Annotated in this window: 12 protein-coding genes; 5 read left to right on the top strand and 7 right to left on the bottom strand. The window is 40.3% G+C overall.

The genetic code is table 11. The features are described from left to right. The first annotated feature begins 11 nt into the window (after positions 1–11). Positions 12–1,190, top strand: a complete 1,179-nt coding sequence (locus ACVBD2_RS05220) for a hypothetical protein (RefSeq protein ID WP_461686279.1) — start codon at positions 12–14, stop codon at positions 1,188–1,190. A gap of 33 nt (positions 1,191–1,223) precedes the next feature. Here the strand turns inward: ACVBD2_RS05220 and ACVBD2_RS05215 are convergent, their stop codons facing one another. After that, positions 1,224–1,583 carry a type II toxin-antitoxin system PemK/MazF family toxin gene (locus ACVBD2_RS05215; RefSeq protein WP_461686278.1) on the bottom strand — a complete coding sequence of 120 codons (360 nt, stop codon included), beginning with the start codon at positions 1,581–1,583 and terminating at the stop codon, positions 1,224–1,226. Beyond that, positions 1,567–1,782 (bottom strand): type II toxin-antitoxin system PemI/MazE family antitoxin, encoded by a 216-nt coding sequence (gene mazE / locus ACVBD2_RS05210; protein WP_045617137.1) that lies wholly within the window; start codon positions 1,780–1,782, stop codon positions 1,567–1,569. Before mazE ends, ACVBD2_RS05215 begins: the two co-directional genes overlap by 17 nt. 213 nt (positions 1,783–1,995) lie before the next feature. Between mazE and ylqF the strand changes: the two genes are divergently transcribed. The 4 genes from ylqF (at position 1,996) to xerS (ending at position 6,851) form a co-directional block, all read left to right on the top strand. Then, positions 1,996–2,847 (top strand): ribosome biogenesis GTPase YlqF, encoded by an 852-nt coding sequence (ylqF, locus tag ACVBD2_RS05205; protein WP_084948073.1) that lies wholly within the window; start codon positions 1,996–1,998, stop codon positions 2,845–2,847. Next, positions 2,834–3,613 carry a ribonuclease HII gene (locus ACVBD2_RS05200; RefSeq protein ID WP_461686277.1) on the top strand — a complete coding sequence of 260 codons (780 nt, stop codon included), beginning with the start codon at positions 2,834–2,836 and terminating at the stop codon, positions 3,611–3,613. Before ylqF ends, ACVBD2_RS05200 begins: the two co-directional genes overlap by 14 nt. 12 nt (positions 3,614–3,625) lie before the next feature. Next, complete coding sequence (locus tag ACVBD2_RS05195; protein WP_461686276.1) at positions 3,626–5,176, top strand: ClC family H(+)/Cl(-) exchange transporter; 1,551 nt, start codon at positions 3,626–3,628, stop codon at positions 5,174–5,176. A 604-nt stretch (positions 5,177–5,780) separates the two neighbouring features. Further along, a complete protein-coding gene (gene xerS, locus ACVBD2_RS05190; RefSeq protein ID WP_000817861.1) occupies positions 5,781–6,851 on the top strand; it encodes a tyrosine recombinase XerS in 1,071 nt (356 codons plus the stop codon). A gap of 77 nt (positions 6,852–6,928) precedes the next feature. Here the strand turns inward: xerS and ACVBD2_RS05185 are convergent, their stop codons facing one another. The 5 genes from ACVBD2_RS05185 to ACVBD2_RS05165 form a co-directional block, all read right to left on the bottom strand. Then, positions 6,929–7,570, bottom strand: a complete 642-nt coding sequence (locus ACVBD2_RS05185; RefSeq protein ID WP_000890072.1) for a hypothetical protein — start codon at positions 7,568–7,570, stop codon at positions 6,929–6,931. A 103-nt stretch (positions 7,571–7,673) separates the two neighbouring features. After that, positions 7,674–8,663, bottom strand: a complete 990-nt coding sequence (locus ACVBD2_RS05180; RefSeq protein WP_461686275.1) for a lipoate--protein ligase — start codon at positions 8,661–8,663, stop codon at positions 7,674–7,676. A gap of 59 nt (positions 8,664–8,722) precedes the next feature. Next, entirely contained in the window at positions 8,723–10,426 is a 1,704-nt protein-coding gene (gene lpdA / locus ACVBD2_RS05175) for a dihydrolipoyl dehydrogenase (RefSeq protein ID WP_461686274.1), read from the bottom strand. A gap of 46 nt (positions 10,427–10,472) precedes the next feature. Next, a complete protein-coding gene (locus ACVBD2_RS05170) occupies positions 10,473–11,516 on the bottom strand; it encodes a dihydrolipoamide acetyltransferase (RefSeq protein WP_268709441.1) in 1,044 nt (347 codons plus the stop codon). 320 nt (positions 11,517–11,836) lie between these two features. Further along, positions 11,837–12,829 carry an alpha-ketoacid dehydrogenase subunit beta gene (locus ACVBD2_RS05165; RefSeq protein WP_000448706.1) on the bottom strand — a complete coding sequence of 331 codons (993 nt, stop codon included), beginning with the start codon at positions 12,827–12,829 and terminating at the stop codon, positions 11,837–11,839.

Here is a 12,829-nt window from a genome sequence, read left to right as displayed (position 1 = left end):
AAGGAAACCTCATGACTCTTCCAGTTAGAAAATCCCTGCATGATGCGGTTTTACAGGCTTCAAAAGCCGATACTTGGGATCAAGCTACCAAGGAATGGAATGAAGTTTCCTTGATTTTTAATGGCATAGGCCGTAGTAACTGCGTCTGTGGGAATGCCATCAAGTATGCCTACGAACTTTTTAATGGAGTTACAGGACAACGCCTCTTTCCTATCGGAAGCGACTGTGTTCGTCATTTTCACCGATTGTCCCTTGACCAGCAGTTGGAGGAGGAAGAAAAACTACTCAGAAAAGTTGAAAATCTAACCAGAAAGGCTCAGAAAAAGGGAAAAATCAAGGTCAATAAAAGCGATTTTGACGAACGACTTCTAAAATGGTTTTGGGAAAAAGGTGTTTTCAAAGCCAATCGTGGCAATCAATTTGCACCTGAGAAAGATTACCAGCTTTTCCTAGAAGTCTTTCAAGGTGGAAGTTGGACCAAGGCAGAGCCAAAGAAGAAGGCTCGTATGGAAGAAGTGCTGGAAAAGTGTATCAAACCTTTTCTACTTGGTAAGACCGATGAACAACTCTACCTTGTCAAACTAGGCAAGGAGAAAATCGACTACGAGCAGCATTTACGGATTCAAGCAGAGAAAGAACGCAAGAAAAGAGATAAAATCGCTAAGCAATACGCTGACAACCTCATCCTTGCCATGGGGCCTGCAGAACGAGCCTATCAAGATTACTTTGGCTTTACAGAAACTCTCACCCAAGAAGAACGAAAATGGGAGAAAATCCTCTTTGGAAAAAATAGAGACGAACGGGCTATCAAGGCTAAACAAAACCAGAAAGAGCTGGAAAAGGATCAGCGAATTGCAAATCAAGATCCTATTGAACGAAAGCAGAAGCAGACTTGGCTTCTTAATTCTTATTTTCGTGGTTTGCCTGATGAAAAAGCTAGATTTTTTCGACTCTTACTGGAGTATCGAAAAACTGGTGAAGTAGCCTTTTCAGATGATTACATGTCTGAGCATTTAATCGACTTTTTCTACAAGATGAAGGCCTTTGAGTTTGAAATTACTCCAGAACAAATCCGCGATTTTCTAAAAGAATGCCTTCAGGCAGAACATCTATCATCTGCACAAGAAAGCTGGATTAGAGGGATTTTGACAAACTGCCTTGACCCATTTTTAGATAGATTGCTCATATAGAAAAAATCCTACCTTGTCTATACATGGTAGGATTTAGGTATCTCCAAAGATGTACTGGTAAAGTTGGACGACTTTCTGAAAACACTGCGTGTCCATTCTTGTTATTTTTTGAGCATTGCGCATCCGAAAATCAAAGGTATACAGTTGAAATGGATTGACGGCACCATCTACCTTATCCGACGAGACAGGAACGAGCAGGCCTTTTTCTGCTAAATGTTTTTGACCATGGGTAATAATGGGACAGACAGCCACAAAACCAGTTTGCAAAGCATATTCTCTCCTAGAAACAACCAAGGCAGGTCGCCGTTTCTGAATCTCCCGACCAACTGATGGATCAAAGTCAAGCCAAATGATATCCTGCTTTTCAGGAATATACTCAGATTTCGCTATCAAGTGACCTTACCCCTTCAAAATCGTTTGTCATTCTCAAATTAGTAATCCCATCAAAAGGATCTTTCAGTTTTGGAGCTAAGACAATGACTCCGTCAATCCCTTTATAGACAACCATTTCTTGACCTTCTGTCATACCCAAATTTTTAGGAATGGTCACAGTGAGAGAATTTCCCACCTTTCGTGTCTTTACTGTATTCATCGCTCTACCTCCGCGAATTTGTATACACCAAGTATATACCTGTCAGCAAAAAAAGTCAAGTCAATCCTTACTGGTATCAAGGATGTTTCACACGATTACTATTTGTCATTTATTGTGGTCAAAGCCTGTGCAAAAGCATCTAATTTATGATAGAATAGATGGTGAGAAAGAAAACGTTTTATTACGTTTTTTTAGTCGGAAGGGGAAAATATTATGGCTACTATTCAATGGTTTCCGGGCCACATGTCTAAGGCTCGGCGACAGGTTCAGGAGAATTTAAAATTTGTTGATTTTGTGACGATTTTGGTGGATGCGCGTCTTCCTTTATCTAGTCAAAATCCTATGTTAAACAAGATTGTGGGAGATAAACCCAAACTCTTGATTTTAAACAAGGCAGACCTAGCTGATCCAGCAATGACAAAAGAATGGCGTCAGTACTTTGAATCACAGGGAATCCAAACTCTGGCTATTAACTCCAAAGAGCAAGTGACTGTAAAAGTTGTGACTGATGCGGCTAAAAAGCTCATGGCTGATAAGATTGCACGCCAAAAAGAACGCGGTATCAAGATCGAAACCTTGCGGACCATGATTATTGGAATTCCAAATGCTGGAAAATCAACCCTGATGAACCGTTTGGCTGGTAAAAAGATTGCGGTGGTCGGCAATAAACCAGGTGTTACCAAGGGGCAACAATGGCTCAAAACCAATAAAGACCTTGAAATCCTGGACACACCAGGGATTCTCTGGCCTAAGTTTGAAGATGATGCTGTCGCACTCAAACTAGCCCTAACTGGAGCAATTAAAGACCAGTTGCTTCCTATGGATGAAGTGACCATTTTTGGTCTCAATTATTTCAAAGAGCATTATCCAGAAAAGCTAGCTGAACGCTTCAAACAAATGAAGATAGAAGAAGAAGCACCTGTTATCATTATGGATATGACACGTGCCCTCGGTTTCCGTGACGACTACGACCGTTTTTACAGTCTTTTCGTGAAGGAAGTTCGTGATGGAAAACTCGGTAACTATACCTTAGATACATTGGACGACATCGATGACGACGATTAAAGAAATCAAGGAACTTCTTGCTACTGTCAAAGACTTAGACGATTCCCTTTTTCTTGAACTGGAAAAAGATAGCCGAACAGGAGTTCAAAGAGAAATCAGCAAGCGTAAAAAAGCCATTCAGGCTGAACGCGAGGAAAATCTTCGTCTAGAAAACATGCTTTCCTATGAAAAGGAACTTTATAAGCAAGGATTGACCTTAATAGCAGGTGTTGACGAGGTCGGCCGTGGTCCTCTGGCTGGACCTGTAGTCGCTGCAGCCGTTATCTTGCCAAAAAATTGTAAGATTAAAGGCCTCAACGATAGTAAAAAAATTCCTAAAAAGAAACATTTGGAAATTTATCAAGCCGTTCAAGATCAAGCCTTGGCAATCGGCATTGGAATCATGGATAATCAAGTCATTGACCAAGTCAATATCTATGAAGCAACCAAACTAGCCATGAAGGAAGCAATCTTCCAGCTCAGTCCGCTACCTGAGCACCTCTTGATAGATGCCATGAAACTGGAGTTACCAATTTCACAAACCTCCATTATCAAAGGAGATGCCAACTCCCTCTCCATCGCAGCTGCATCTATAGTGGCCAAGGTGACACGGGATAATATTATGAAGGACTATGATAACCAATATCCTGGCTATGATTTCACGGCTAATGCAGGCTATGGAACAGCTAAACACCTAGAAGGACTGGAAAAATTAGGTGTCACCCCAATTCACCGAACCAGTTTTGAACCAGTCAAAACACTGGTTTCAACTAAGAAAGACAAGTAAGAGGAAATGATTATGGAGGAACAGTCAGAAATACTCAGCTCCAAGAAAGAATTCGCTTTTGCCTCAAGTACCATATTATCCCAAGTTGGGCGAGGAATTATCGTTGGTATCTTTGTCGGCCTCATCGTAGGTTCCTTTCGTTATTTGATTGAAAAAGGCTTTCACCTTGTTCAAGGCCTCTATCAAGATCAAGCGCACCTAGTGCGCAATCTTTTTATCATTGGCCTATTTTATTTAATTGTTAGCTGGCTCAGTGCGAAATTGACTCGGTCAGAAAAAGATATCAAGGGTTCAGGAATTCCTCAAGTCGAAGCCGAACTAAAAGGTCTCATGACCCTTAACTGGTGGGGCGTTCTCTGGAAAAAATATATTTTAGGCATTCTTGCTATTGCCAGTGGACTTATGTTAGGACGAGAAGGGCCAAGTATTCAACTTGGAGCGGTCGGTGGTAAAGGTATTGCTAAGTGGCTCAAATCTAGCCCTGTTGAGGAACGCTCCTTGATTGCCAGTGGTGCTGCAGCAGGGCTAGCAGCTGCCTTTAATGCACCAATCGCAGGTCTTCTCTTTGTTATAGAAGAAGTTTACCACCATTTTTCACGCTTTTTCTGGGTCTCAACTCTAGCAGCCAGTCTCGTAGCAAACTTTGTTTCTTTGCTCATATTTGGCCTAACACCCGTACTGGATATGCCGGATAACATTCCTCTCATGACCCTAGACCAGTATTGGATTTACCTCCTTATGGGAGTTTTTCTCGGGCTCTCTGGTTTTCTCTATGAGAAAGCTGTACTCAATGTTGGTCGAGTTTATGACTGGGTTGGTCAAAAAATCCATTTGGATAAAGCTTATTATCCAATCTTAGCTTTTATTCTTATCATACCAGTCGGGATCTTCTTACCTCAAATTCTCGGTGGTGGAAATCAGGTCGTTCTTTCTTTAACTGAGCAAGATTTTAGTTTCCAAGTCCTTTTAGCTTACTTTCTGATTCGTTTTGTTTGGAGCATGATTAGCTATGGAAGTGGTCTCCCAGGAGGAATCTTCCTTCCCATTCTGGCGCTTGGTTCCTTACTTGGTGCCCTAGTTGGTGTCATTTGTGTCAATTTTGGGCTTGTCAGTCAAGAGCAGTTTCCTATATTTGTCATTTTAGGAATGAGTGGCTACTTTGGGGCAATATCCAAGGCTCCCTTAACCGCTATGATACTCGTAACCGAGATGGTTGGAGATATTCGCAACCTCATGCCACTTGGCTTAGTGACCTTGGTCGCCTACATCGTCATGGATCTGCTCAAGGGTGCTCCAGTCTATGAAGCTATGCTAGAAAAAATGCTACCAGAAGAAGCGACAGACGAAGGAGAAGTCACCCTTATTGAAATCCCTGTATCAGATAAGATCGCTGGAAAACAGGTTCACGAACTCAACTTACCACATAACATCCTCATTACAACCCAAGTCCATAATGGCAAAAGCCAAACAGTTAACGGCTCAACTAGAATGTATCTGGGTGATATGATTCACCTGGTGATTCCAAAAAGTGAAATTGGAAAAGTCAAAGATTTGTTGTTGTAGGAATTATTTACATAATTTATGTTATGTATTTTGAATTCTAGATTTCTTAATAAATTACATTAGAAAACCGATTCTCAGCAATGAGATCGGTTATTTCTTACTGATAAGGTATTTCACATACAAGTAATTGAACTTTGTAAAAAATAAGACTATAATTAAGTTAGGAATGATAAAGAATAAAAGCTAGAAAGGAGTTTACTGTATTTAATCTATGCAGTAAGATTAAAAATCATGAAAAAGAAAATGATTTCCATTATGCAATGTATTTTGTATCCCATAGCTCCCTATATAGCTCTTCAGTTATGTAGAATGAACAGAAGTTTCGTTACTGAACTGATAATCTCTTTTTTATTTTCCTTATTCTGCTGACTATTTCATTCTGGTTTAGTATTTGGAAACTGGAAAAAGCACTAGATAATGATTCACAATAGAAACTCTAAAGACTTAGCTCTGTATTTCATAGATCTAAGTCTTTTTTCTATTTTATTCCTTTCTATAAAATTTATAAAAGCTTCTATAATATCTTTCCGAAAAACTATAATTTTCTTGAAAAATATATGAGTCTATGCTATACTACTAGTAGACTTAATTATGGAGAAAATACATGAAACGTGAGATTTTACTGGAACGAATTGACAAACTAAAACAAATCATGCCCTGGTATGTTCTGGAATACTACCAATCAAAGCTTGCTGTTCCCTACAGTTTTACGACCTTGTACGAATACCTCAAGGAATACGATCGATTTTTCAGCTGGGTTTTGGAGTCTGGTATTTCAAATGCTGATAAAATGTCTGACATTCCTTTATCAGTCTTGGAAAATATGTCTAAGAAAGACATGGAATCCTTTATCCTATATCTACGAGAACGACCTTTGCTGAATGCTAATACAACCAAACAGGGCGTTTCACAGACAACTATCAATCGGACCTTATCGGCACTTTCTAGTCTTTATAAGTATCTAACCGAGGAAGTTGAAAACGACCAGGGAGAACCTTATTTCTATCGTAATGTAATGAAGAAAGTTTCAACTAAGAAAAAGAAAGAAACCCTTGCTTCCAGAGCTGAAAACATCAAGCAAAAACTCTTTCTAGGCGATGAAACAGAAGGTTTTCTGACTTATATCGACCAAGAGTACCCACAACAACTCTCAAATCGCGCTCTCTCGTCATTCAATAAAAATAAAGAACGTGATTTGGCCATTATCGCCCTTCTCCTAGCATCCGGTGTCCGCTTATCTGAAGCTGTTAATCTAGATCTAAGAGACCTTAATCTCAAAATGATGGTCATTGATGTCACACGTAAGGGCGGAAAACGCGATTCTGTCAATGTCGCTGCCTTTGCCAAGCCTTACCTAGAGAATTATCTAGCAATTCGAAATCAACGCTATAAGACAGAAAAGACAGATATAGCTCTCTTTTTGACACTTTACAGAGGTGTTCCCAATCGTATCGATACTTCCAGCGTTGAGAAAATGGTTGCTAAGTACTCTGAGGACTTCAAAGTCCGTGTAACTCCCCACAAACTGCGCCATACGCTAGCAACTAGACTCTATGATGCAACTAAATCGCAAGTTTTGGTTAGCCATCAGCTAGGACATGCCAGCACACAAGTCACTGACCTCTATACCCATATCGTCAATGATGAACAAAAGAATGCTTTGGATAGTTTGTAAAATACATAAAATTAATTATGTAAATTAAAGATTACTTAAAAACGAAAGACCAATTCCTATTATCTTTCGTTTTTTGTTTATTTAAACTCAATCCAGTAGTTACGATGGGGCTCGATTATTACTGGATTACCCCAAAAGGCTTTCAGATAAGCTAAATTTGCGTGGCTTACTGGTCTTTTTGCATCATTATATTGCTCAGCGCTCTCTTTAGTTAGAAAGCATTTTACTGCTTCATAAGAAGTTCCATCAGCTGATTCTCTTTCGATTCCCATATACGAAATTTCGTCACCTTTTTTAAGACTGTCAGTCAACAGTTTACCAATAAAATACACTGTCTTATCCTTCATCAGTTCATAAGCTTTACCATTTTCCAGTCGGTTATTTGCTGCAGCGTACATAATACAAAAACTATCAACAATGTCTTTCAAAGGCATTAAGTCCTCTTTCTTTACTTTGATTTCATCGGGAAGAAGACCGCCAATTATAAGATTTTGGAAATAGGCTTGCTGGATTACATTATCTAAAGCCATTCCTAAAGGTATTTGAACAGCTTGGTATCCTAAAGGCTGCAGCTCTTTATTTTTCTTATCATAATGTTCTTGTGTGATACTTATATTTAAACTTTCTGTTTGGGAAATTTCTTCATTTCTATAAAAAGCAACAACATTGCGGTCTAACTGTTCAAATAGATTAAGACTTTCTACTGGAATTTCTAACATTAATGAATAACTCCTTTTCATTTTTCCTCTCTATTATACTCTAATCAGCTTGATTATCAAGTCTAAATGTAATAAAAGAATCCATCTTAAATGGATTCTTTTATTATCCTACTACTGCTTCAGCGATTTCTTCTCGGCTAATACCAGCGAAGTAGCGTGTAATATCAATGGTTTCTAGAGTCTTAAGAACATCCTCGCGTTCGTATTTCACTCCACGAAGGACATCTTCTACTGCAGCAACATCTTCGATACCAAAGAAGTCACCATAGATCTTGATATCTTGGATTTTTGATTCAATGACGTTGGCAAAAACTTCAACCTTACCACTAGTGAATTTTGTTCCACGACGGACGTTAAATTCAGGTGATTTACCGTAGTTCCAGTTCCAAGTTCCAAACTTGGTATCCTTGATACGGTTGATTTCCGCCAATTCTTGTTCAGAAAAAACGTATTCAGTCATCTCAGGGTATTCTTTTTTCATGTATTCCAATAGCAAATCACGAAATTCTTCAACTGTGATTTTTTCTGGCAATTCATTGATAATATTGGTTACACGGGCACGGACGGATTTCACACCTTTTGACTCAAATTTGTCCTTTGAAACCTTGAGGGCGTTAGCAAGGACTGACAAATCAACATCAAAGAGCAAGCAACCGTGGTGCATGATACGCCCATTGATATAGGCTTGGGCATTGCCACAGAATTTCTTTCCGTCAATCTCAAGGTCGTTACGACCTGTGAACTCAGCTTTAACACCGAGTTGAGTCAAGGTATTGATAACTGGAGTTGAGAAGCTCTTGAAGTCAAAGGCCTTGTTTTCATCTTCTTTTGAAATGATGGTGTAGTTGAGGTTGTTTAAATCGTGATAAACAGCTCCACCACCACTGATACGACGGACTACCTCAATACCATTTTCTCGAACATAATCACGGTTAATTTCTTCAATAGTATTCTGGTGACGACCTACAATGATAGAAGGTTTGTTAATCCAAAGAAGGAAGATTTGGTCCTCATCCAAAAGGTGTTTAAAGGCATATTCTTCCAAAGCAATATTAAAGGCAGTGTCGTTTGAATGATTGATAATATATTTCATGATATCCCTTTATACGATAGAGACTGGAAAATATCTTTCCAGCCTAGTCTATCTTCGTTTTATTTTTTCTTAGGTGAATGGATAGCCATTCCTAAAACATCCGCAAATGCTTCGTACATCACTTCAGAGTAGGTTGGGTGTCCGTGAATAGTCTTCAGCATTTCTTCAACAGTGATTTCCATTTCGATAATGCTTGATGCCTCGTTAATCAATTCTGCGGCTGCAGGACCAATGATGTGCACACCAAGGATTTCCCCGTATTTCTTATCAGCGATAACTTTTACGAAACCTTGAGCAGCATCAGATGCAATGGCACGACCGTTGGCAGCAAAGTTGAATTTACCGATAGCGACATCGTATTTTTCGCGAGCTTGTTCTTCAGTTAGACCTACTGCTGCTACTTCAGGAAGAGTGTAGATGGCTGCAGGAGTCAAGTTCAATTTGGCAACAGCATGATTTCCTTTAAGGGCATTTTCAGCTGCTACTTCACCCATACGGAAGGCTGCGTGCGCTAACATCTTGGTACCATTGATGTCACCTGGTGCATAGATACCTGGAACAGAAGTTTCCATGTATTCGTTGACCTTGATGCGACCACGATCCAATTCAAACTCAACATCTCCAATACCTTCAAGGTCTGGAACACGACCGATTGAAAGAAGTGCTTTGCTTGCGGTGATATCATCTTTTCCTTCAACTTTGATACGAAGTTGACCGTTTTCCTCGATGATTTCTTGCAGTTTTGTACCTGTCAAGATAGTCATGCCTTTGCGTTCCAAAATCAAGCGAAGATTCTTAGAAACTTCCGCATCCATAGCTGGAACGATACGGTCCATCATTTCGATAACAGTCACTTTTGAACCAAATGTCATGAAGGCCTGACCGAGTTCGATACCGACAACTCCACCACCGATGATTACGAGGCTTTCTGGTACTTCGTTCATTTCAAGAATGTCATCACTGGTCATCACAAGTGATGATTCCATGCCAGGAACGTTGATCTTGCTGACTTTTGAACCACCAGCAAGGATGATTTTCTTGGTTTCAAGCAATTCTGAACCATTAACTAAGACATTCTTATCTTTAGTGATGGTACCAACACCCTTATGAACAGTAACTCCGTAGCTACGAAGGAGTCCTGCAACACCACCTACCAAGGTATTGACAACTTTAGATTTAGTTTCTAAAAGTTTGTCCATATCAACAGTGAAGTTTGGATTTTCGATGACGATACCACGGTTTGCTGCATGACCGATGTTTTCGATGATTTCAGCGTTGTGAAGGTAGGTCTTGGTTGGGATACAGCCACGGTTCAAGCAGGTTCCACCGAGTTCAGATTTCTCAACAAGGGCAACCTTACCACCAAGTTGGGCTGCTTTAATAGCCGCTACATATCCAGCAGGACCCCCACCAATCACAACGATATCAAAGGCATCATCGCTCTTGCCGTCTTCGTTTGAGGCACTAACTGCAGGCGCCGGGCTAGCTTCTGGCGCAGCTGCTCCAGCTGTTGGAATATTTTCCCCTTCTTCACCAAGGTAACCGATAACTTCCGTTACAGGGACAGTTTCGCCATCACCCTTGAGAATGGCAATCAGGTAGCCATCTTCTTCGGCTTCCAATTCCATGCTGACTTTGTCAGTCATGATTTCCAAAAGGATTTCTCCTTCTTTTACAAATTCACCGACTTTTTTATTCCATTGGACGATTTGTCCTTCTGTCATATCCACGCCGGCTTTTGGCATAATTACTTCTAAGGCCATGTCTTACTTCCTTTATCTATATCTTTAAAAATAAATACTGTATTTTTTAAACCAACATTGAGATCGGATTCTCAATCAGGGCTTTCAAGTCTTTCATAAACTTAGCACCAGCCATACCATCTACGACACGGTGGTCAATGGTTAATCCCAGACTCATGATTGGTCGGATAACAATCTCACCATTGACAACAACTGGTTTCTCGATTGTCGAACTTACACCCAGAATGGCTGAGTTGGGTTGGTTGATGATCGGACCAAAGGACTGAACGCCAAACATTCCCAAGTTACTGATTGTGAATGTTGAATTTTGAAGTTCACTTGGAGCCAATTTACCATCCAAGGTACGACCAATGACATCTTTGAAGGCTACAACCAACTCTGAAAGGCTCATCTTTTCAGCATTATAAACAACAGGTGTCATCAATCCATTATCCATTCCAACTGCCATAGCAAGGTTGACATAATTATGAGTGATAATGGTCTTGCCGTCTTCTGTCAATGAAGCGTTGATGTAAGGATGTTTCATCAAAGTCTTAACAACAGCCAGTGAAAGAAGATCAGTAACCGTAATTTTCTTACCAGTTGCTTCCATAATCGGATCAAGAACCTTCTTGCGAAGCGCCAGCATTTCTGACATATCCACATCGTAGTTGAGCGTGAAGGTCGGCGCAGTTAAGTAGGATTCAACCATACGTTGGGCAATAACCTTACGCATTGGCGTCATCGGGATACGCTCAATCTCACCATAAGGAGTGATATTGTCTGGAACTTCTTCCACTTTTTCGATTTGAGCAGGAGACTTGATAGTATCGTTTTCAATATTTTCAGGAAGCAAGGCCAAAACGTCCTTCTTCATAATCTTGCCACGATGGCCAGTTCCTTGAATCTCTTGCCAAGCAATATTGTGTTCGAGGGCAATTCGTTTTGCAAGTGGCGAAATGCGAACCACGTTTGTGTCTTTATAAGTTTCCACGTCTTCTTTGTGGACACGACCGTTTGCACCTGAGCCAGAAACGTCGTAGAGGTTGATACCTAGATCATCCGCTAACTTTCTAGCCGCAGGAGTCGCTCTTAGCTTGTCATCAGCCATGACCTCTCCAATTCTAATTATGATACTAAGGGCGTAAAAAGCGACTGAAAAATAGGAAATCTACGCAGGCTTCGATAAAGCCAAGAAGATTTATCTTTTTTCCGAGCTTTTAGCCCGTGTTCGAATATAAGATATTAAGGACGAAGAGGGCAATGAAAAAATAGGAGATTGACGATGTGTTCGATGAACACAAGGAAATCTATCTTTTTTTCACAGACCTCCGTCCGAATTCAACTCTACAAGCAACTTGGATACAAAACATATCTTAAGTTACTAAAGTTAAAATCTTTAAAAATTTACATAATTTAATTTATACAATCTTATTCTTTGTTATAAGTTTTTCGGATGGCATCTTTGATGCTTTCAACTGTTGGAATCATTGCATTCTCTAGGTTTTGCGCGTAAGGCATTGGCACATCTTCTCCGGCACAACGGCGGATTGGTGCATCTAGATAGTCAAATGCTTCTGACTCTGAAATAATTGCTGAAATCTCTCCGATATAGCCACTTGTTTTGTGAGCATCGTTGACAAGAACCACCTTACCAGTCTTCTTAACTGAGTTAATGATGATATCCTTATCAAGCGGTACAAGGGTACGTGGGTCAACAATTTCAACCGAAATTCCTTCTTCTGCCAATTCTTCAGCAGCTTGAACAACTCGGCGAAGCATTTTACCATAAGTAACAACAGTTACATCTGTACCTTGGCGTTTGATTTCCCCAACTCCAAGTGGGATTGTATAGTCTGGATCAACTGGTACTTCCCCTTTTTGGTTAAATTCTGACTTGTACTCAAGAATGATAACAGGGTTATTATCACGGATAGAAGACTTGAGAAGTCCTTTCATGTCAGCAGGTGTACCTGGAGCTACAACCTTAAGACCAGGAATATGAGTAAACCAAGACTCTAGAGACTGCGAGTGCTGAGCTGCAGAACCGACACCGTTACCAGCTGCGCATCGAACTGTCATTGGAACCTGACCTTTACCACCAAACATATAACGTGTTTTAGCGGCTTGGTTAACGATATTGTCCATGGCAATGACTGAGAAGTCCATGAAGGTCATATCGACGATTGGACGAAGGCCTGTCATGGCCGCTCCTGCTGCTGCTCCAGAGATAGCAGCTTCAGAAATAGGACAGTCACGGATACGTTCTGGACCAAATTCTTCGAGCATTCCAACAGAAGTTCCGAAGTCTCCTCCAAAGACACCGACGTCTTCTCCCATCAAGAATACATTTTCATCGCGACGCATTTCCTCAGACATAGCAAGGATAATGGTGTCACGGAACGACATTGTTTTTGTTTCCAT

It is taken from the genome of Streptococcus sp. KHUD_018 (assembly GCF_054861215.1).
The sequence above is the reverse complement of the archived record's forward strand: the minus strand, read 5'-3'. Positions and strand labels throughout refer to the sequence as shown.